We start from the raw sequence: 19,501 nt of genomic DNA on the forward strand, positions 1-19,501 counted from the left end.
GGCCATACTCACTTGCGGAGGTAAGTCCATGCCCCGCTCACCCAGCGCCCAGCAGATACTCGATTGCGCCCTGAACCTGGCCGATACCAGTGGCTGGGAACGGCTGCACCTGTTCGAGGTGGCCAACGAACTCGGTGTCAGCCTCGATGCCATCGCCAAGCACTATCAACAGAAGGATGACCTTGTAGAGGCCTGGTTCGACCGCGCCGACCAGGCCCTGCTGGATCGCAGCAAGGGCGGCGACCTGGCGGCCCTGAGTGCGGAAAGGCGCCTGGAGGAACTGCTGATAGCCTGGCTCAACGCACTGGCCCCACACCGTTCGGTGACCGGGCAGATGCTGCTCTACAAGCTGGAGCCCGGCCATATCCACCTTCAGGTACTGGGCCTGCTGCGCGTCAGCCGGACGGTGCAGTGGTGGCGCGAGGCGGCACAGCGGGAAACCCTGCACCTGTGCCGCATCGCCGAGGAAAGCCTGCTCACCGCGGCCTACCTGCGCACCTTCCTCCACTGGCTGCGTCATCCGCTTGAAGATGAAGCGGACCTGCGCGCCCTGTTGCGCCGTCAGTTGCGCTGCGGCCCGCTGGTATTCCTACTGCGCAGATGAACGGCATGCCCGGAAAAGGCCGACAGGGCTGTATGACAAAATCCCGAAACACTCTGCCCCTAGCTATCGCGCGACTGACTGTGCAGCATGGCGCGCGTAGATTCATAACCAAGAGAAGCCTCTGATGCGCCGATTTCTCAGTATTGCCCTGGCCCTCTGCGTCGGTCTGACGCTGAGCCTGGATGTCAACGCCGCCAAGCGTATGGGTGGCGGCAAGTCCTTCGGCTCCGCGCCGACCCACCAGACCCGCCAGGCAGCCCCCGCCCAGCAAGCGCCTAACGCCGCTGCCCCTGCCACTGCCGGCAAACCCGCCGCCGCCGCGAGCGGTGCTTCCCGCTGGCTCGGCCCGCTGGCCGGCATCGCCGCCGGTGGCCTGCTCGCCTCGATGTTCATGGGCGACGGCTTCGACGGCATGCAGATCTTCGACTTCCTGATCATCGGCCTGATCGCCTTCCTGATCTTCCGCTTCCTGGCCGCCCGCAAACGCGCCCAGCAGCAGGGCCGTCCTGCCATGGCCGGCGGCCATGCGCCGTTCCAGCGCGAAATGCCGCAGATGCCGCAGCAGCAGCCGTCGATCTTCGGCAGCGCCGCACCGGTTGCCCAACCGGCCTTCAACGCGCCGAGTTGGTTCAATGAGCAACGCTTCATCGAAGCCGGTCGCGAGCACTTCATGGCCCTGCAACAGCATTGGGACGCGGCCGAGATGGACAAGATCGCCGAGTTCGTCACCCCGCAGATGCTGAGCTTCCTGAAGGAAGAGCGCGCCAGCCTGGGTGATGCCTACCAGTCCACCTACATCGACAACCTCCAGGTTCAACTGGACGGCATCGATGAGTTGGCCGACAAGACCGTCGCCACCCTGACCTTCAACGGCGTTTCCAAGTCCTCGCGCTTCGACCAGGGCGAGGTGTTCAGCGAAAGCTGGCGCATGGAGCGTGTGAATGGCGACAACCAGCCCTGGCTGGTGGCGGGCATCCGCCAGAACTGATCGCTGCTGCAATGAAAAAACCCGGGCTTGTCCCGGGTTTTTCTTTTCACTGATGGCGACCACCACCCCTGCGCCAGCGCCGACGCGCCAGGGAACGGCGGAACCAGAAGGGGGGCGGAATGGGCGGTCGAATGCCCCGGACCTTCTTCATGATTGCGCGAGCCTGACGCGCAGCAAACCACGGCCCTTAGTGGCAGAGCTCGCAGACTTCCGCATGAGGCACCAGCTTCAGGTAGTCATCCATACGCATGTGCACGAGGTTTTCGTGGTCGCCGGCCTCCAGGTAGATGTCCTTCTGCCGCGTCAGTTGTGGGTCCACCAGCATGTTCATGCCGTAGGGTTCGCCGAGTGCCGGTACGGCGCCCAGTTCGCAATCCGTGAATAGACGGGCCAGGTCGGCTTCGTGGGTGAGTTGCCAGATCCTCGAGTCCTTGCGCACCTTGCCCACGTCCAGGTGTCGGCTGGAGGGAACCACCGCCATGAGGAAGTGGCCCTGGCGGTCGTCCAGGATCACCGGCTTGGCCAGGCGTTCGGCAGGGATATTGGCGACGCGCGCCGACTCCAGGCTGGTGGCCGAGTGAGGGTGCGGCACCAGGTCGAATTGGGTGTGGGTACTTTCCAGGCTGCGCTGCAGGGTTGCGGCCATTCGCATGATGCACCTCCTGTGGATAGCCAGGGTGTTGGCGGCTGCCCCAGGCAGCCGCATGGTGCACAAAGTTTAGCTACCTCATTCCGGACGGAATAAAGCGGTTGGTGCTGAGCCTGACCTTGCAAAGCAGCGTTGGGACTAAAAAGTGTTGAAAAACGTAGGCGAGGCAGCCGAGACAAGGCCAAAAACCGCCGAAGAAGCGGAGTTTACGAGCTGTAAATGAGCATTCTGAGGCGGTTTTTAACGCCGTATCGGCAACGCAGGTAGTTTTTTGCGCATTCCGACATGGGGAATGCCATCGTCCAGATAAACCTCGGTCACCGCAGAGAAGCCATAACGGCCGTAGTAACCCTGCAAGTGCGCCTGCGCCGAAAGATACACCGGCATGCCCGGCCAGCGCTTTTCGGCCTCGGTCACGGCGCGCTCCATCAGCCCGTGGCCTAGGCCGCGACCGCGTGCTTCGGCGGCGCTGACCACGCGCCCGATCACCACGTCGCCCTCCTGGGTCGACGGGTCCAGCAGGCGCAGGTACGCCAGCAACTGCCCGTCTTCCCAGGCCATCACATGGCAGGTATCGGCTTCGAGATCCTGGCCATCGACATCCAGGTAGGGGCATTTCTGCTCCACCACGAATACCTGGCAACGCAGCGCCAGGAAGGCATAGACCTCGTGGGCGTCGAGTTCGCTGTGGTGCTTGCAGGTCCAGGTGATCGCCATGACGGGCTCCGTGGCAAAAGATCGAGGATAAGGCGGGCGGGCCGAACTGTCTGGTGGAACCTTCGTTTATCGAACCTGCGATTTTCCCGCCCATGCGGCTACTGTATAAAGCGCATCCCAATGCATGAGGGCCTGCCGCCATGGAAGAAGTCATCGAACAGCTGCGCGAACTCAACGAGCCGGTGCCGGTTCCCCTGGAGCTTCCTGACGAGGAACTGCTGGTGGAGATCGAGGAGCAGTTGCTGATCAACCTGCCCTTCGAGTTGCGCGAGTTCCTACTCAAGGTCAGCGACGTGGTCTATGGCCGCCTGGAGCCGGTGACCGCCACCGACCCGCAATCCCACACCTACCTGCCGGAAGTCGCTGCCGTCGCCTGGGACCTTGGCGTACCGCGCGACCTGGTGCCCCTCTGCCAGGATGGCCGCGACTACTACCTGGTCGACGGCGAAGGCGAAGTCGTCCTGTGGGACGGCGACGAGGGCGAGCTCACCGACGAAAGCTGGGACTCGGTGTGGCACTGGGCGAGAGACGTCTGGCTAGCCAACTGAGCGAACGCGCTGCTGCGCGTCGGAATAGCAGCGTTGAGAATGGCTTCGGGTTGCTCATTTACAGACGTAAACTCCGCGCCCTCAGCCATTTTCGCCTTGCTCTTCTCTAGCTCGCGAGCGCGTTAAGAGGTAGACGCTCAATGATGGTTGTCCTGGTTCTGCTCCAGGGTCTCCATGAGGGCGATCTGCATCCGTGAATGCACGCGGATCAGCCAGCGCCAGAGCAGTGCGCTGACGCCCGCCGCCAGCAGGCCGACCAGCACCAGCAGTTCCAGCGTCGGCAGGATGCTCGCCGACAGCGCCATCAGCAGCAGCATGATGCCCAGCAGCGAAAGCAACGGGATCACTTCGGCGATGACCTTGCGCACCCGCTCGGTGTGGCGCCCGGCCTTGTCCGGGCTCACGCCCATCTCCGCCAGCAGCATGGAAAGCGCCTTGAGCTTGCGGTAAGCGGCGATCAGGAAAGGCAGCGAGAGCAACAGCGCACCGCCCCAGATCAGCGCCTTCTGCGGGTTGGGAGAAGTCAGCCAGGTGCTCAGGTACTCGGCCAGGGTGCCGGCGAAGTAGGCGATGCCGAGGAAGATGGCCACCACGAGGGCCAGGTTGACCATCACCTGCAGCAGGATCTTGCGGATCATCCCCGCCAGCACCGCACTCTGACCCTGCGGCTGGATGCTGCGCAGCCATTCGCCATATAAACCGAAGACCCGTACCAGGGGCTCCGGCATGACCTTGGCCAGCTTGATCGAGAGCGGGTCGGCGGCGCGGATGAGGTAGGGCGTCAGCAGCGTGGTGATGGCCGACACGGCCACCGCCACGGGGTACAGGAAGTCGCTGGTGACCTGCAGGGTGATGCCGAGCGCGGCGATGATGAACGAGAACTCGCCGATCTGCGACAGGCCCATGCCAACCCGCAGCGAGGTGCGACCGTCATTGCCAGCGATGAAGGCGCCGAGGCCGCAGGAGATCATCTTGCCCAGTACCACCGCCAGGGTGATGACGACGATGGGCCAGGCGTACTCGACCAGCACCTTGGGGTCGATCAGCAGGCCGATGGCGACGAAGAAGATCGCGCTGAACATGTCGCGTACCGGCTCGATCAGCCGCTCGATCTGCACCAGCTGGCGCGATTCGGCCATGATCGCGCCGATCAGGAAGGCGCCCAGCACCATGCTGTATTCCAGCTTCACCACCAGCAGGCAGAAGCCGAAGCACAGGCCCAGCACGGTCACCAGGAGCATCTCGTTGCTCTCGAACTTCGCCACATACGCGAGCAGGCGCGGCACCAGCAGGATGCCGACGACCAGCGCGACGATCATGAACAGACTGAGTTTGCCGACGGTGGCGAACACCTCGCCGGTTTCCACCGAGCCGCTCACCGCGATGCCCGAGAGCAGCGCGATGATGCCGATACCGAGGATGTCTTCGACGATCAGCACGCCGAAGATGAGCTGGGCGAAGCGCTCGTTCTTCAGCTTCAGGTCGCTGAGCGCCTTGACGATGATGGTGGTGGACGAGATGGCCAGGATCGCGCCGAGGAACAGCGAGTCCATGGTGCTCCAGCCGAAGTAGCTGCCGATCTCGTAGCCGATCCAGATCATCAGCACGATTTCCAGGAAGGCGGCGATGAAGGCCGTGGCACCGACCTTGAACAGCTTGCCCAGGCTGAACTCGAGCCCCAGGCAGAACATCAGGAAGATCACCCCGAGCTCGGCGAGGGTCTTGATGGTTTCCTCGTCGTGGATCAGCTCGAAGGGTGGCGTATGCGGCCCGATGATGAAGCCGGCAACGATGTAGCCCAGCACCACCGGTTGTTTGAACCGGTGGAAAAGGATGGTCACCATGCCCGCGACCAGCATGATCACGGCAAGATCCTGGATGAAAGCAATGGCATGCATGGCGGACGACTCCTTTTCTGCAATGCGCGGCACAGCGGTCCCGCGCGCGGGCAACTCGCTCGGCTCCGACGGAGCTATGTAGGAAGTAGGGAAGTTGGTGCAAGGAACGGACGCAGATTATCACTGCGATATGTCTCGCCAGGGCGGCGCAATATGCCGTAACACTTGCCTGAAGCGACCTACGAGAGCAGGGCTGGCTGCTCTCGCAGAAGAGCGGATCAGCCGCTGCGGGCCTGGGCGAAGTCCAGTTCCAGCAGGTTGAGGAGGAACTGGCCGAAGTAGGAAAGATCCTGCTCGATGGCGAAGCGCGCGGCCTTGCCGTCACCTTCCAGCAGTGCCTTGAAGGCGTCCTCGTGGAAGTCGTTCAGCCGCAATGAAAGGTCCGCTTCGGTGAACAGGCGATTGAAGAACGGGCCGACCTGCAGCCAGAGGTTTTCGATGGTCCGCAGCAAGATCGGATTGCCGCAGGCGCCGTACAGGACCCGATGGAACTGGCTATTGTCGTTCAGGTAGCCCTGCACATCGCGCTGCTCGATGGCGATGTCCATGCGCTCCATGCAGACCCGCAGGATTTCCAGCTCATCGGCGGTCAATCGTGGGGCGGCCGCTTCCACGGCCATGCCTTCCAGTGCCATGCGCACCTGGAAGATCTGCTTGAAGCGTTCGCGGGTCATGGGCGGCACGCGCACCGAGCGCTGTGGCTCGCCCTCGAGCGCGCCTTCTGCCACCAGCCGCTGCAAAGCGGCGCGTACGGGCATTGGACTCGTGCCCCAGGCGGCGGCGAGATCGCGGATCTTCAGCCGCTCGCCGGGTTTGAACTGGCCTGCCAGCAGGCCCTCGCGTAATCGTTGGTAAAGCTGTTCCTGCAGGTTCTCGGCCATGGCTTGTCACCATGCACAGGCCGGCGGCGCCGGCAGTTGGTTCATGGTCAGGCTGCAGTTACGCATGGTTTGGGTCGCCTTCTGTTCTGGGGTGGGTGGGTTTGATCAGGATGGGTCGCCAGGCCGGATGGACAGTTTCCATCTAGTCTTTCGTTCATTCCTGTGATCACAAATATGGTTAAACGTTAAATTTCTTGGGCTCTTTTAGCAAGCCTTGACAGAATTGTGATCACAAAACACGATGTGCAGAAATTCGAACGAGGTGTTCAACATGACTGCCAGTGGAATCAGCCAAGCGGCTGTGGAAACCTTTGCCGCCCGCGAGCGCGCCCGTTTCCTCGAGCGCAACCCGAAATCCGTCGCCCTCGCCGAACGCGCGCACAAGTCTCTCTATGCCGGCGTGCCGATGCACTGGATGGCCGACTGGTCCACGCCCTGCCCGTTGTTCGTCGAGCGCGCGAAGGGCGCCCGCTTCTATGACGTCGACGGCCACGAGTACGTCGACTTCTGCCTGGGCGACACCGGCACCATGTTCGGCCACTCGCCGGACCCGATCGCCCGCGCCATTGCCGAACAGGCCAACAACGGCCTGACCACCATGCTGCCCGGCGAGGACGCCGTCGTCTGCGGTGAACTGCTGGCCCAGCGCTTTGGACTGCCCTTCTGGCAGGTGACCGCCACCGCCACCGACTCCAACCGCTACGTACTGCGCTGGGCTCGCGCCATCACCGAGCGCAAAACCCTGCTGGTGTTCGACGGCTGCTACCACGGCACAGTGGACGACGTGATGGTGCGCTACCGCGATGGTGAGACCGTGCCCCGCTCCGGCCTGGTCGGCCAGGCCTACGACCTGACCCAGTACAGCCGCTCCATTCCCTTCAACGACGTCGAGGCGCTGGAAGCCGCGCTGGCCAAGGGCGATGTCTGCGCCCTGCTCTGCGAGCCGGCGATGACCAACATCGGCATGGTCCTGCCCGATCCGGGCTTCATGCAGAAGTGCCGCGAACTGACCCGCAAGTACGGCAGCCTGCTGATCATCGACGAGACCCACACCATCTCCACCAACATCGGCGGCTGCACCCAGCTGTGGAACCTCGATCCGGACTTCTTCGTGGTCGGCAAACCGATCGCCGGCGGCGTGCCCTGCGGCATCTTCGGTTGCAGCGCGGACATGGCGGAGCGGATGCTCGCCTCGCGCAAGAAAGCCCAGGAAGACAGCCATGGCCACGGCCACAGCGGCATGGGTACCACCCTTTCCGCCAACGCCCTGGCCATGCATTGCATGCGCGCCAACCTCGAACAGGTGATGACCCAGGCCGCCTACGACCACATGCTGCCGCTTGCCAAGCGCCTGGCCGATGGCTTCCGCAGCCTGATCGCCAAGTACGACCTGAAGTGGTCGGTGACCGAGCTGGGCGCACGCAGCGAATTCCAGTTCTGCCCGGTATCGCCCCGCACCGGCGCCGAAGCCGAAGCCGCCTTCCACGATGAGCTGCAGATGGCCCTGCACCTTTACCTGATCAACCGCGGCATCCTGATCACGCCGTTCCACAACATGACCCTGTGCTGCCCGGCGACCACCGCTGCCGACGTGGACAGGCTCATCGCGACCCTGGACGAAGCCATCGGCGAGCTGCTGGCGATCCCCGGCGCACGCCTTTAATACCCTCTCCCCCGGCCCCTCTCCCGCGAGCGGGAGAGGGGAGCACGACGAAGGACACCACGATGCAATTCGCCGATCCCCAGGAAGCCCGCGACTTCCTTGAACAACATCCGGAAGTCCGCAGCATCGAACTGATGCTGATCGACGCAAACGGCATCCCGCGCGGCAAGCTGCTGCACCGGGACGAGTTGCTGGCAATCTTCGAGAACGGCCGTCCGCTGCCCAGCTCCATTCTCTCCCTGACCATCCAGGGTGAAGACGTCGAGGCCAGCGGCCTGGTGTGGGAAGTCGCCGATGCCGACTGCTGGACCTATCCGATCCCCGGCTCGCTGGCGCTGCAGCCCTGGCGCGCCACACCCACCGCCCAGGTGCAGGTGAGCATGCACCCGACCCAAGGACTACCCGCCACGCCGGGCGATCCGCGCCATGTGCTGGCGCGTGCCATCGAGCGCCTCAAGGCCGACGGCTACCACCCGGTGATGGCCGTCGAGCTGGAGTTCTACCTGCTGGACAAGCAGCGCGATGCCAACGGTCGTCCGCAGCCAGCGCTGCAGGCGAACGGTGTGCGCCCGCAAGCGCCGCAGGTCTACGGCGTCTATGAACTGGAACAGTTGCAGCCGTTCCTCGATGACCTTTACGCCGCCTGTGAAGCCCAGGGTCTGCCAGTCCGTACCGCGATCTCCGAATACGCACCCGGCCAGCTGGAGCTGACCCTGGAGCACCGTTTCGACGCCCTGCGCGCGGTCGACGAAGGCATTCGCTACAAGCGCCTGGTCAAAGGCGTGGCCAACAAGCACGGGCTGGTTGCCTGCTTCATGGCCAAACCGTTCGGCGACCTCGCCGGCAGCGGCCTGCACATGCACGTGAGCCTGGCCGACGAGCAGGGCAACAACCTGATGGCCAGCGACGATCCGCACGGCACCCCGCTGCTGCGCCATGCCATCGGCGGCATGATGGCGACCCTGAACGATACGCTGGCGATCTTCTGCCCCAACGCCAACTCCTACCGCCGCTTCCAGGCCAACAGCTATGCGCCGCTGGCGAAGAGCTGGGGCGTGAACAACCGCACCGTGTCCTTCCGCGTGCCCGGCGGACCGGCCAAGAGCCGCCACGTCGAGCACCGCATCTGTGGCGCCGATGCCAACCCCTACCTGGCGGCTGCGGCGATTCTCGCCGGCATCCACAAGGGCATTCGCGAACAGATCGATCCGGGCGAACCCATCCTTGGCAACGGCTATGAGCAGGCACGCGAAACCTTGCCGACGGACTGGCTCACCGCCCTACGCAACCTGGAGCAGTCGGCCTGGGCCAAGGAAGCCCTGGGCGAGGACTTCCTGAAAATCTTCCTCGCCATCAAGTGGGAAGAGTTCCGCCAGTTCGTCAGCGAAGTCGGCGAGCAGGATTGGCGCTGGTACTTGACCCACGCCTGATGGCGAAGGGCGTTTGGGCGGCGCCCGGCAAACCGTCCGGGCGCCGACGCTCGCCCCGTGCGGCTGCTAGGCTCAGAGCATCTCCACCTTTTCTGGCCCGCCCGATGAAGGCTGCGATCCTCACGCTGCTGTTCCTGGCTATCGGCGTCTGCCAGGCCGAGTCATTGCGCATCGGCCTGGAAAGCCAGGACTACCTTCCCTATTACCGTGCGATTCCGGGCCAGCCCGCCGAAGGCTATGCCATCGCCGTCCTCCAGCGCTTCGCCATCAGCCAGGGCCTGGCCCTGGAGCTGGAACCCCTGCCGATCAACCGCCTGCACCGCAACCTGCAAACCACCGACCGGCTGATGCTGGTCTTCCCCGACAACCCCGAATGGTCGCGCCAGCTCAAGGGCGATGCGCGCCTGCACTACAGCCGCCCGGTGATCCGCATCGTCGACGGCACCCTGGTACTGCGCGAGCACCTGGGACGGGGCGTCGATTCGGTACGCCGCCTCGGCACGGTGCGCGGCTTCACCCCGGAAGCCTGGCAGGAGCGCTTGCATGAGGGTCAGGTGCAGCTAGTGGAAGCCGGCGACATCGGCGGCCTGGTGCGCATGCTGCTGCGCTTGCGCATCGATGCCATCTACGCCAATCCGGAAGTGCTGCACCACTACCTGGAAACCAGCACCAACCTTGGCAGCGACCGGCTGCTGCTGGACCCGCAATTGCCGCTGGAGCGGACGGCCTTCCACGCCAGCAGCCTCAAGTACCCGGAACTTCTGGAAGCCTTTGACCGCTTCCTGGTCGAGCAGAGCGAGGAGCTGGCGCAGCTCCGCCGACAGCATGGCCTGGCCTGCGGCCCCAGTGATCTGGTGGAAGAGCACCCCGCCTGCCAGCAGACCAGCGAAGCCCCCTGAAACCGGTTATCCACAGGCGGGCCTGGAATTGGCAGACCGCCGACTGTGGCGCCCCGGCGCCCGCCCGCGTCTATCCCTGACAGCCCCCCAAAACCGACGAGGCCAGCATGGAACCCGGAACCGCACAACTGTCGATGACCGTCCTCATGACCCCGGATATGGCCAACTTCTCCGGCAACGTCCACGGCGGCACCCTGCTCAAGTACCTCGATGAGGTCGCCTACGCCTGCGCCAGCCGCTATGCCGGTCGTTATGTGGTGACCCTGTCGGTGGACCAGGTGATCTTCCGCGAACCTATCCACGTGGGCGAACTGGTGACCTTCCTCGCTTCGGTGAATTTCACCGGCAATACCTCCATGGAAGTCGGCATCAAGGTGGTCACCGAGAACATCCGCGAGCGCTCGGTACGCCACACCAACAGCTGCTTCTTCACCATGGTGGCCCTGGACGACGAGCGTCGTCCCGCCCAGGTCCCGCCATTGCAGCCAGAAACCGCCGACGAGAAACGCCGTTTCGCCCAGGCCAAGCAGCGCCGCCAGATTCGCCAGGAACTGGAAGCGCGCTACCGGGAAATGCGCGAAGGCTGACTTTTCCCCTGTGTTCCCCAAAATCAGTGGAAGGGCCTGTGGATAAGGTGTAGACCAACCTCCAGGCCCCGCACCACGCGCGCTTCACCGTGATCAGGTTATTTTCTGAGCGTTTTCAATTACTTGCCTGGATACTGCGCACAGATACTGTGTAACAGCTTGTGGATAAGCTGTTTGGATACCGCGCAATCCCGCGCCAGCCGTGCCTTTTCTGCGTTTGATCATCTTCTGACCAGGCTTTCGTGCCTTGGTGAAGCAGCCACTGCGTCTGTGCGCCTTCTGTAGTGGAAGGCGCATTCCAGAGCCTTTCCCCCCAATTCCGGTGGATGCCCCTGTGAATAAGTTGTCGATGAACGTACAGGGGCCAAGCGCCGCGCGGGTTTCCACTGCCTGGGTATTTTTCGAGCAGAATCATAGGGATAACTCCACCATTGCGCACAATATCTGTGTAGCCATCTGTGGATATCTTGTGAGGACAACGCCACGAGTCAAGGCTGGTGCGGCCTCGAGAAACTTGATCAACTTCTGAACAGCCCCAAGCCAGCGAGGCAGAGCTGTGAATAAGGGATCAACGGTGCTCCCCTGTAGGAACGAATTCATTCGCGAAAACGGCCCACGCGCAGATGGTTTGGCCGGCAAATCATCCCCGATGCCTGAACTCCAAAGATCTGTTCACAGGAGCGCGTTACTTTTACCCAAATCCCGTGGACTCATCTGTGGATAAGCTGTAGTTCGCCCTCCAGGATGCAGGCATATCGCGGCTTCCACGCCACTGAGCATTTTTCGTTCTATTTCAATCAGTTACGCACGGCGTTGCACACATTATCTGTGCGAGTCTTTGTGGATAAGCTGTTCAGGTATCGCTAAAAGCCAGGCACATCGGGGCCTCCAGCTGTCTGATCAATTCCTGATCAGCACCGCCTTCGGGGCAACGCCACGGCTTATCCATCGATACTGAGAGCAAGTAACCCACAACCCCGCGAATGGTTGTCCACGCTTGTACCCAAATCGCGTGGATGGTCCTGTGCATAAGGTGTCTATGGATGGCTGTAAGCCAGACACGGCACAGCTTTTCACAAACTGAGCATTTTTCGCGCAATTTCAATGACTTACACAGACGGCTGCTCACAATATCTGTGCAGCCGTCTGTGGATAAGCTGTGCGGCCCATGGCGCATCCCACGATTGACGCGGCCTGCACGAATCTGATCAATAAACGATCAAGCGCTCGGCTGGGGACTTATCCCCCACAGCAGCCGCAAACCGACATGCTCCCCGGTTCGGTGGTCTTCCAATTGCCGTTCCAGCCACCCTTGCTGTTGCACACCTGTGGACAGGTCTGCGCGGCCTGGCTGTTGTTCCAGATCGGCCCGGCTTGCACATCCTGCGGGGTGGCGCACTGGCCTTGCATCACGTCGTCGAAGATGTGGCTCAAACTGGCCCACGGAATGGTGTTGCTGCTGCCGCTGCCGTTGAAGTTGTGGCAGCCGAAGCAGTTGGAGATGAAGGGTTGTGTCGGGTCCACGTTCTGGAAGGTGGTTTCCATTACCGAATTGGCCAGGCGCATGGAGCCGCGCTGGTTGGAGAAGTTGGAAGACGGCTGGGTAACGTCGTTTTCCCAGAGGGCGCCTACATTCATGTAGTTCTGCCACACGCTCATGGGATTGTTGCTGCCCAGTGCCGAGAGAAAGCCCTGGATCTGCGTATTCAGGCTGTCGATATCGGCGATGTTGGTGGCGGCTTCATGGTCGGCGGTGTTGGTGCCGTCGTGGTAGACCCGGCAGATTTCCGAGGGTGTGCCAGTCAGGCTGCTACTGGGTGCGGCCAGGTTCATCTTGCAGGTCGACGGTGGGTTATCCACAGCGCAGGTCGGGCTGGTGAACGACCACCCGCCAGCCGGTGCGGTGCCCGGATTGCTGCATTCGGGCACATTGCTGCGGTGTTCGAAGGTGGCCCAGACGAACTCCGGGTGCAGCGCGGTGGCGATGGCCATGTGGAAGCCCACCAACCCCAGCAGCTCGTTGCCGGGCACTCCGTCAACGTTCGCCTCAATCCAGAAGTAATTCGCTTTGTCGGCGTCGGTGATGATCCGCCAGGCGCTCTTCAACTCGGTGGTACCGGCCGGATAGTTCGGCGCGCTCTGAATCTGCGCCACATTGCACAGGCTCTGGCTGAAGCGGATCTCGTAGAAAACCACATTGCCGTTCTGGTCGAAGATGGTATCTCCGCCACCCGCCTGGCCAGTGCGTTCAGGAATCTGGAAGGGCGTATCGGCGGCGATGGGCTTGTCGCGGCGCACGAACATCACTTCGGCCTGCTTGGCCGGATCACAGGAATTGGTGCCGGTCGCCTGGAGGATCGGGTAGTTGGCGTTGACCTGGAAATTGCGCAGGCTCGGATCGCTCTGGGACGGGCTGACCAGCTGGAAGAACCATTGCCAGGCGAACTGGTAGAAGTCGCAGAAATCGGCATTGCTGCCTTCCGGTATCTCGCTGGGTGGGGCGGGGTTGGTGATCCAGTCCTGGCTCGCGCTGCACGCGGGAGTCGCCGCCTGCGCCGAACCGGCGACCAGCAGCGGGCCTGCGCAAAACAGGACGAGCGACAGGAACCAGGCAACACGGAATGTCCTTGCTGTGTTCATCTTTCCATCTCCTTGTCTTGGCTCATCAGGCACGGGCCAGCCTGACGCGGCGCGATGCGCAGCGCCTGGGCCCGATGCAGTGCATCGCCAGGAAACAGCAGGGGGGCAGATGATTCATGCGAGGCCGCGCATTGCGCGGGGGCTGGCGTCCTGCCGGCGGGTGCTCCTTGCGATGGATTCAGGCTAGAAGAGCCACCGCCGCCCGGCAAACCACGGTGCCGAACGGCAGCTGTGGATAACCTGGCAGGAACGTTCGCGGGGCCGGACGGCCCCGCGAGTAGGCATCAGTGCTGGTGCTCGCCTTTTCCGGCCGGCGCTTCCTTCTGCACATGGACTTCCACTTCCAGGTCGCCCGCCTTCTGGAAGTGCAGGGTCATAGGGAACTTGTCGCCATCGTTCAGCGGCTGCTTCAGGCCGAACATCATCAGGTGGTAGCCGCCCTGTTCGAGGCGCACTTCGCCCCCGGCAGGGATATCGAGGCCGTTCGGCACCTGCTGCATCTTCATCAGGCCGTCCTTGTGCAGGTGCTCGTGGATTTCGGTCTTGCCTGCGCGGGCGGTATCGGCGCCGAGCAATTTGTCTGCCTCCGCGCCCTTGTTGTGGATAACCAGGTAGGCGGCGCCATTCGGCGATACCGCGGGTACGGCCAGCGCCCAGGGATGTTCGATATGCAGCGAACCCAGGTTGTAGCCATGGGCGGCCAGGGAGCCAGAGAAACTCAGCAGGGCCCCCAGGGCCAGCAAGGTCTTGCGCATGTTGAAACTCCGTTCATTCGATTGACTGGCGCCCACCCCCGGCGGGCGCCGATTGCTATCCATTGCGGACGCGGCGACAGCGCCGCGCCTGCATCGCCGGTTAGCCGGCCACCACCTTGCTGCCACCGATGCGCGACAGCACCAGCCAGTCCAGCGCCCAGATCGCCAGGAGGGACATGCCCACCAGCGGGAGCGCGATGCCGAGGCCGATCATGATCACCACCGCGGTTTTCCACAATGGCAGGTCATGGCGCAGCGGCGGAACGCCGAGCGAGCCCTGCGGCCGGCGCTTCCACCACATCACCAGGCCGCTCACGGCACTCAGCAGGATCAACAGGCAGACGCCGAACATCATCAGCTGGTTGGCGAGGCCGAAGAATTTGCCTTCATGCAGCACCACGCCCATTTCGACGCTCTTGGCGACAACGCCGTAGTCCTGCCAACGGATGTCGGCCAGCACCTTGCCGCTGTACTGGTCCAGGTGCAGGGTGGCGTCGTTACGCGGGTCGTCGGCGAACACCGCGATGCTGTACACCCCGGTGGCGTCGGCCGGCAACGTGATGCTGTAACCCGGCACCACACCGCGATCGCGGGCGGTGTCCACCACCTGTTGCAGGCCAACCTGATTGGCACTGGCGGCCGTGCTGGCCATCTCATGCCCCTTGTGCGCGGCGTGCGGATCGGACGCCGGCAGTGGCGTGTTCTCCACCGCCCAGGCCACGGTCTGATCCTCGGCAGTATTCAGGCTGCGGGCCTGCTGGTCGGATTTGGGCACCTTGTTCCACATGGCCGCCGGGAAGGTGTTCCAGACGTCGGCGAATTTCTCGCCCCAGAAGCCCGTCCAGGTCATGCCGGTAAGCAGCATGAACAGCAGCAGCAGCGACCCCCAGAAACCGGTCACCGTATGCAGGTCTCGCCAGAACAGGCGCCCGCGATTGGCCAGCCGCGGCCAGAACACACCGCGCATGCCCTGTCCCCGTGGCCACCAGAGGTAGAGCCCGGAGACCACCAGTACGATCGCCCAGCCAGCGGCCAGCTCGATCAGGCGGTCGCCGACAGTACCGGCCAGCAGGGTCCCGTGCAGTGAGCGGGCGATGGCCTGGAGGTTGTTCTGCGCATCCTGGGTGCCCAGCACCTGGCCGCTGTAGGGGTCGAGGAAGAGGTTGGTCTTGCGCCCGTCGAGGCTGACCACGAACTGCGCGCTGTGCTCGTTATCGACCGGCGGCAGGTACTGGCTGACGGCGGCCTGTGGATAAGCCAGGCGCACCTTGTCCAGCTGCTGGTCGGCGGTGAGTGCCTGGCCGCTGGGGCGAACCAGCATCAGGTCGCTGTAGAGCATGTTGTCCAGCTGCGGTTTGAACAGGTAGATGCTGCCGGTGACCGCCAGCATGATCATGAAGGGGATGACGAACAGCCCGGCATAGAAATGCCAGCGCCACGCCAGGTTGTAAAAGGAGACAGTGTTTTTCGACATTGTCGTGCTCCCTGATGAACCAGTGGCCTGCGCGCACAGGTGCCGGTATGGGCCGGGCCATGCACAGCAGAAAGAAGGTTTGCCTGGATCAGGAAAGCGCGGGGGGAGCGCGGGTCAGCGCGCCGGGGAAGATCGCCCGGCCGCCGTGGCCGCTCAAGGTCGCCAGGGCCGGATGCGGACTGGCGAGCCCGGCAAGGTCCAGCCCGTGGAGGCTGGCCGGGGTCAGGGCGGGAGAGTTGAACAGCAGGGTGCAGTATCCGCACTTGGCCCAGGACATCTCGTGGCTGGGCATCGACGGTTCATGACCGGGCGCGCTGTGGTCGGTGGCGCAGGCCAGCTCGTCCATCCACACCGGCACCCCGCCCTGCCCCATGTCCCGTGCCTGTGACACCAGCGGCCCGACGAGCACCAGCAGCATGGCCAGAAGGCCAAGCCAGGCGCCGCGATGTCGTGCTCTGCCGTGGGTCACAGGGAGGGTTCCATGCCGGTCGAACGGGAGGCGCATATGCTAGCCAAGCGCCTGCTTGGGATGAAGCCTAGCCGCTGGGACAGATGGCCGCAGGCCGGACATTCCGGAATTCTCGCCGTTCGGCAGCAAGACAGCTGAATTCGGCAGTGCCAGAATCCGGGCGTCGAATCCCAGGCCCGGGAGGGCCTCGATGGAAACCCTGTACTTCTCCCCCATGCTGCTCGGGCTCAACCTGATGCTCGCCAGCGCTGTCGCCTGCACCGCCCTCTGGTATTTCTCCCGGCCCTATCGGGGACCCGGATTCTGGATGGCCGGCGCCTGGACCCTGATTCTCGGCATCCTGCTGTTCATGGGCTTCATGGCCAGTGGCAGCCCGGTCCTCAACGTGCTCGGAAACGCCACCCAACTGGCCGGCGAGGCGATTCTGCTGCTCGGCGTGTTCCGCTTCCTGGACCTGCGGCCTCCCTATTGGACGGTGCCAGCCAGCGCCGGCGCGATGGCGGTGGTGAACTGCTGGTACTGGTACAGCCCGATCAATACCGAGTTGATGGTTGCCATCTACGCGGCCATTGGTGGCGCCCTGCCCTTGCAGGCCTGCCATGTATTGCTGACCGAGCGGCGCGAACCGGCACTGCGCAGTGTGCGACTGTTCGTCGGTGTGACCCTGCTGGGTTATGCGCTGGTGACGCTGATGCGCGCGGCCATTGGCATTCATGACTGGCTGCAGAGCGTGGTGCACGCCGATGTCACCCGTTCGGTGAGTTATCTGCTGCCGTACAACTTCGGCATTCCGCTCTGGGTCATCGCCCTGGTGGGCCTGGCATTGATGACCATGCGCCGCATCCTCCAGGACAGCCAACGCCACGCCCAGCAGGCCGAAGCCAGCGCGCACCGTTTCGAGCGCCTGATGGGCGTGGCCAACGCGGGCATGGTGGTGGTGGAAGAGGGTCGCATCCGCGATGCCAACCCGATGCTCGAGCAACTCTTTGCCCAACCCCGTGAGGCGCTGCTCGGACAACCCCTGGCGCGGCTGGTGGGCGAAAACGAAGCGCCACTGCTGGCTGATCTGCTGCAACGGGCGGATGGTCGCCCCCACGATATCGAGGCACGCCGTGGTGACGGCAGCGGCTTCCCGGCGGAGCTGGCCATCGCCGCCCTCGACGACTCCCCGCAGCGCCTGGTGGAGATTCGCGACGTCAGCCATCGCAAGGCGCTGGAGCGGCAATTGCTGCACCTGGCCACCACCGATCCGCTGACCGGCGCCCTCAATCGCCGGGCATTCGAAGAGCGCGCCGAACAGGAACTGCAGCGTGCGCGACGGCAGAGCTCGCCGATGTGCCTGGCCCTGCTCGACCTGGATCACTTCAAGCAGATCAACGACCGATACGGCCATCAGACGGGGGACGAGGTCCTGCGGAAGTTCAGCGAGCTTTGCCGGCTGCAGGCACGACGCACTGACCTTTTCGCCCGCTATGGCGGCGAGGAGTTCATCTATCTGCTACCGGACACCAGCGCCGAATCGGCGCGCCATCTGCTGGAACGCTTGCGCCTGGCATTGCAGGAACTGGAGATCGCCGGCCCCGAGGGACCGATACGCGTCAGCGTGAGCATCGGCGTGGCCAGCGTCGGCGCCAACGACAATCTGCACCGCCTGCAGGGCGAAGCCGATGCGGCGCTCTACCGCGCCAAGCAACAGGGAAGAAACCGTATCGAAGTGGCCCTCTGAAACCACTGTGGATGGTTTAAGCTTGGGCCTATGTTTCTGGAGTTCACATGCTGAGCCTGGCTGACGTTTTCCTACTGATACTGTTCACCGCCGGTGCAGCCTGGCTGTGGCGCGGTCATGGTGTGCGCGAGCGGGCGCTGGTGCTGGCAAAACAGCACTGCGCTCGACTTGACGTTGAGCTGCTGGACGGTAATGTCGCCTTCCGCCGCCTGGCATTGGTACGCGACGGCAAGGGCAACCGGCGTCTGGCGCGCATCTATGACTTCGAATTCACCGTTACCGGTGAGCAACGCCTGATCGGCAGCATCCAGATGTTCGGCAATCACCTCGGCCGCATCGATGTGGAGGCCCACCCGTTCCGCTCCGACCTCGAGATCGCGCAGGACGACAAGGTTATCCACATGAACGAGTGGCGACGCAATCATCCGAAGCCGGACGAGAAGCGCCGCGTGGACTGACCGCCACTCAATCCAACGGGCCTTCGGGCCCGTTTTTCATGGTTCGGCTGAATCTGTGGATAACAACCTGCCGCACCCGCGGAGTTCCGTCACGGCATGCGCAGCAGGAACTCGGCCGTGCGCTCTGCGCTGGCCTGGGGATACTCCTGCATGAAGCAGTGACCGCCCTCCACCACCTGAGCGCTGACGTGGCCATTGACAGCGGTGAGGCGCGCCACCGACTTGGCCACGAAGGGATAGCTGTGCTGGCCGTGAAGGATCAGGGTCGGCGTCACGATGCGTCCCAGCGACGGCCACAGGCGCTTGGGGAAGGAACTGAAGATTTCCGCCTCGCGGCTGGGTCGGCACTTCAGTTCGACGCCGTTATCCACAGCCTTGATGGCGTGATCCACATAGCCGTTCAGAGCCTCTTCAGTCCAGCCCTTGAAGATGCCGCGGCCATGCAGGCCGTTCCACGCTGCCTCGCGGTCGGCCCAGTGGTTGCGCCGGGCACGCGCGCGGCTGGCCATGGTGGTGCGGCGGTGCAGGCCGAGCACTTCGGAAAACGCCATCACCCCGATCATCGCTGGCGTGAAGATCACCGGGTCGAGCAGCACCGCACGACTGAACAGCTCCGGATGGCGGGCGAGGATCAGGCTGCTGAGCACCCCGCCGAAGCTATGCCCCAACGCCACCCGTTTCACGTCGCCGTACTCTCCGCGGCCGGCCTCGAAGGCTTCCACCGCCAGTTCGGCATTGCGGTTCCAGCCTAGGAATCGGCCACCGTGGTCGCTGTCGCCATGGCCCTGGATATCACACAGCCAGAGGTCGAAGTCGTCCGCCAGTGCTTGCAGCAATGGCGTGTAGGTACGGCCGCAGAAACCGTTGCCATGGAGGAAATGCAGGAGCGGTTTGCCGGAGGCGGGCGTTTGCCAGCCGCGCAGGGTGAATCCGGCGGAAGTGGAGTGGGACCAGGGGAGCAATTGCATCGAACGTGCCTTGAAGTTGTCTGCGCGAAGTGTATCCGCAGACGTCCGCCAGGAGCAGTGGCCAGGGCCTGCCGTGCTATCGTCGCCGCCTCTGACCTGGGGACGCCACGCCTTGATTTCCCGCCAACTGCGCATTGCCCTGCTGAT

18 protein-coding genes are annotated in these 19,501 nt (G+C 63.5%); 9 read left to right on the forward strand and 9 right to left on the reverse strand.

The features are described from left to right. The first annotated feature begins 28 nt into the window (after positions 1 to 28). A complete protein-coding gene (locus E8E95_RS23935) occupies positions 29 to 604 on the forward strand; it encodes a TetR/AcrR family transcriptional regulator (RefSeq protein ID WP_280354415.1) in 576 nt (191 codons plus the stop codon). A gap of 124 nt (positions 605 to 728) precedes the next feature. Then, positions 729 to 1,592 carry a Tim44 domain-containing protein gene (locus E8E95_RS23940; RefSeq protein WP_280354417.1) on the forward strand — a complete coding sequence of 288 codons (864 nt, stop codon included), beginning with the start codon at positions 729 to 731 and terminating at the stop codon, positions 1,590 to 1,592. Positions 1,593 to 1,779: 187 nt separating this feature from the next. Here E8E95_RS23940 and E8E95_RS23945 read toward each other — a convergent pair whose 3' ends face one another. Further along, positions 1,780 to 2,244: a YbaK/EbsC family protein gene (locus tag E8E95_RS23945; protein WP_077527463.1), complete on the reverse strand. Its 465-nt coding sequence runs from the start codon at positions 2,242 to 2,244 to the stop codon at positions 1,780 to 1,782. A 237-nt stretch (positions 2,245 to 2,481) separates the two neighbouring features. Beyond that, positions 2,482 to 2,958 (reverse strand): GNAT family N-acetyltransferase, encoded by a 477-nt coding sequence (locus E8E95_RS23950; RefSeq protein WP_280354420.1) that lies wholly within the window; start codon positions 2,956 to 2,958, stop codon positions 2,482 to 2,484. A 140-nt stretch (positions 2,959 to 3,098) separates the two neighbouring features. Between E8E95_RS23950 and E8E95_RS23955 the strand changes: the two genes are divergently transcribed. Then, positions 3,099 to 3,506 carry an SMI1/KNR4 family protein gene (locus E8E95_RS23955; RefSeq protein WP_077527465.1) on the forward strand — a complete coding sequence of 136 codons (408 nt, stop codon included), beginning with the start codon at positions 3,099 to 3,101 and terminating at the stop codon, positions 3,504 to 3,506. Positions 3,507 to 3,643: 137 nt separating this feature from the next. Here E8E95_RS23955 and E8E95_RS23960 read toward each other — a convergent pair whose 3' ends face one another. Together E8E95_RS23960 and E8E95_RS23965 are read right to left on the reverse strand one after the other, a co-directional pair. Beyond that, entirely contained in the window at positions 3,644 to 5,404 is a 1,761-nt protein-coding gene (locus E8E95_RS23960; protein WP_280354421.1) for a cation:proton antiporter, read from the reverse strand. Positions 5,405 to 5,622: 218 nt separating this feature from the next. Further along, on the reverse strand, positions 5,623 to 6,285 hold the full coding sequence (locus E8E95_RS23965; protein ID WP_280354422.1) for a GntR family transcriptional regulator: 663 nt from the start codon (positions 6,283 to 6,285) through the stop codon (positions 5,623 to 5,625). Between the two features lie 271 nt (positions 6,286 to 6,556). Between E8E95_RS23965 and E8E95_RS23970 the strand changes: the two genes are divergently transcribed. The 4 genes from E8E95_RS23970 (at position 6,557) to E8E95_RS23985 (ending at position 10,864) form a co-directional block, all read left to right on the forward strand. Next, the gene (locus E8E95_RS23970; protein ID WP_280354424.1) at positions 6,557 to 7,948 is read left to right on the forward strand and encodes an aspartate aminotransferase family protein; all 1,392 of its coding nucleotides are present in this window, start codon (positions 6,557 to 6,559) and stop codon (positions 7,946 to 7,948) included. 62 nt (positions 7,949 to 8,010) lie between these two features. Next, the gene (locus tag E8E95_RS23975) at positions 8,011 to 9,378 is read left to right on the forward strand and encodes a glutamine synthetase family protein (RefSeq protein WP_280354426.1); all 1,368 of its coding nucleotides are present in this window, start codon (positions 8,011 to 8,013) and stop codon (positions 9,376 to 9,378) included. A 104-nt stretch (positions 9,379 to 9,482) separates the two neighbouring features. Further along, positions 9,483 to 10,277, forward strand: a complete 795-nt coding sequence (locus E8E95_RS23980) for a transporter substrate-binding domain-containing protein (RefSeq protein ID WP_280354427.1) — start codon at positions 9,483 to 9,485, stop codon at positions 10,275 to 10,277. A gap of 107 nt (positions 10,278 to 10,384) precedes the next feature. Further along, positions 10,385 to 10,864: an acyl-CoA thioesterase gene (locus tag E8E95_RS23985; RefSeq protein WP_280354429.1), complete on the forward strand. Its 480-nt coding sequence runs from the start codon at positions 10,385 to 10,387 to the stop codon at positions 10,862 to 10,864. Positions 10,865 to 12,103: 1,239 nt separating this feature from the next. On the opposite strand, the gene E8E95_RS23990 is transcribed toward E8E95_RS23985, so the two are convergent. The 4 genes from E8E95_RS23990 to E8E95_RS24005 all read right to left on the reverse strand — a co-directional run bounded on the left by E8E95_RS23990 (position 12,104) and on the right by E8E95_RS24005 (position 16,202). Next, positions 12,104 to 13,504 (reverse strand): mannan-binding lectin, encoded by a 1,401-nt coding sequence (locus E8E95_RS23990; RefSeq protein ID WP_280354431.1) that lies wholly within the window; start codon positions 13,502 to 13,504, stop codon positions 12,104 to 12,106. 284 nt (positions 13,505 to 13,788) lie between these two features. Next, entirely contained in the window at positions 13,789 to 14,259 is a 471-nt protein-coding gene (locus tag E8E95_RS23995) for a copper chaperone PCu(A)C (RefSeq protein ID WP_280354432.1), read from the reverse strand. A 100-nt stretch (positions 14,260 to 14,359) separates the two neighbouring features. Next, the gene (locus E8E95_RS24000) at positions 14,360 to 15,733 is read right to left on the reverse strand and encodes a PepSY domain-containing protein (RefSeq protein ID WP_280354433.1); all 1,374 of its coding nucleotides are present in this window, start codon (positions 15,731 to 15,733) and stop codon (positions 14,360 to 14,362) included. Between the two features lie 88 nt (positions 15,734 to 15,821). After that, on the reverse strand, positions 15,822 to 16,202 hold the full coding sequence (locus E8E95_RS24005; protein ID WP_280354434.1) for a DUF2946 domain-containing protein: 381 nt from the start codon (positions 16,200 to 16,202) through the stop codon (positions 15,822 to 15,824). A gap of 190 nt (positions 16,203 to 16,392) precedes the next feature. Between E8E95_RS24005 and E8E95_RS24010 the strand changes: the two genes are divergently transcribed. Continuing rightward, positions 16,393 to 17,928: a sensor domain-containing diguanylate cyclase gene (locus tag E8E95_RS24010; protein WP_280354436.1), complete on the forward strand. Its 1,536-nt coding sequence runs from the start codon at positions 16,393 to 16,395 to the stop codon at positions 17,926 to 17,928. Between the two features lie 47 nt (positions 17,929 to 17,975). Continuing rightward, positions 17,976 to 18,386, forward strand: a complete 411-nt coding sequence (locus tag E8E95_RS24015) for a DUF3301 domain-containing protein (RefSeq protein ID WP_280354438.1) — start codon at positions 17,976 to 17,978, stop codon at positions 18,384 to 18,386. Between the two features lie 89 nt (positions 18,387 to 18,475). On the opposite strand, the gene E8E95_RS24020 is transcribed toward E8E95_RS24015, so the two are convergent. Beyond that, positions 18,476 to 19,354 (reverse strand): alpha/beta hydrolase, encoded by an 879-nt coding sequence (locus E8E95_RS24020; RefSeq protein ID WP_280354439.1) that lies wholly within the window; start codon positions 19,352 to 19,354, stop codon positions 18,476 to 18,478. Positions 19,355 to 19,501: the final 147 nt, after the last annotated feature.

Origin of the sequence: Pseudomonas sp. BN414, from assembly GCF_029871275.1 — a bacterium.
Classification (GTDB): Bacteria; Pseudomonadota; Gammaproteobacteria; order Pseudomonadales; family Pseudomonadaceae; genus Metapseudomonas; species Metapseudomonas resinovorans_C.

What these genes read in the sequence shown, in the direction of transcription:
- E8E95_RS23935 (WP_280354415.1), top strand. Translation starts at nt 29, where the DNA reads ATGCCCCGCTCACCCAGCGCCCAGCAGATACTCGATTGCGCCCTGAAC.
- E8E95_RS23940 (WP_280354417.1), top strand. Translation starts at nt 729, where the DNA reads ATGCGCCGATTTCTCAGTATTGCCCTGGCCCTCTGCGTCGGTCTGACG.
- E8E95_RS23945 (WP_077527463.1), bottom strand. Translation starts at nt 2,244, where the DNA reads ATGCGAATGGCCGCAACCCTGCAGCGCAGCCTGGAAAGTACCCACACC.
- E8E95_RS23950 (WP_280354420.1), bottom strand. Translation starts at nt 2,958, where the DNA reads ATGGCGATCACCTGGACCTGCAAGCACCACAGCGAACTCGACGCCCAC.
- E8E95_RS23955 (WP_077527465.1), top strand. Translation starts at nt 3,099, where the DNA reads ATGGAAGAAGTCATCGAACAGCTGCGCGAACTCAACGAGCCGGTGCCG.
- E8E95_RS23960 (WP_280354421.1), bottom strand. Translation starts at nt 5,404, where the DNA reads ATGCATGCCATTGCTTTCATCCAGGATCTTGCCGTGATCATGCTGGTC.
- E8E95_RS23965 (WP_280354422.1), bottom strand. Translation starts at nt 6,285, where the DNA reads ATGGCCGAGAACCTGCAGGAACAGCTTTACCAACGATTACGCGAGGGC.
- E8E95_RS23970 (WP_280354424.1), top strand. Translation starts at nt 6,557, where the DNA reads ATGACTGCCAGTGGAATCAGCCAAGCGGCTGTGGAAACCTTTGCCGCC.
- E8E95_RS23975 (WP_280354426.1), top strand. Translation starts at nt 8,011, where the DNA reads ATGCAATTCGCCGATCCCCAGGAAGCCCGCGACTTCCTTGAACAACAT.
- E8E95_RS23980 (WP_280354427.1), top strand. Translation starts at nt 9,483, where the DNA reads ATGAAGGCTGCGATCCTCACGCTGCTGTTCCTGGCTATCGGCGTCTGC.
- E8E95_RS23985 (WP_280354429.1), top strand. Translation starts at nt 10,385, where the DNA reads ATGGAACCCGGAACCGCACAACTGTCGATGACCGTCCTCATGACCCCG.
- E8E95_RS23990 (WP_280354431.1), bottom strand. Translation starts at nt 13,504, where the DNA reads ATGAACACAGCAAGGACATTCCGTGTTGCCTGGTTCCTGTCGCTCGTC.
- E8E95_RS23995 (WP_280354432.1), bottom strand. Translation starts at nt 14,259, where the DNA reads ATGCGCAAGACCTTGCTGGCCCTGGGGGCCCTGCTGAGTTTCTCTGGC.
- E8E95_RS24000 (WP_280354433.1), bottom strand. Translation starts at nt 15,733, where the DNA reads ATGTCGAAAAACACTGTCTCCTTTTACAACCTGGCGTGGCGCTGGCAT.
- E8E95_RS24010 (WP_280354436.1), top strand. Translation starts at nt 16,393, where the DNA reads ATGGAAACCCTGTACTTCTCCCCCATGCTGCTCGGGCTCAACCTGATG.
- E8E95_RS24015 (WP_280354438.1), top strand. Translation starts at nt 17,976, where the DNA reads ATGCTGAGCCTGGCTGACGTTTTCCTACTGATACTGTTCACCGCCGGT.
- E8E95_RS24020 (WP_280354439.1), bottom strand. Translation starts at nt 19,354, where the DNA reads ATGCAATTGCTCCCCTGGTCCCACTCCACTTCCGCCGGATTCACCCTG.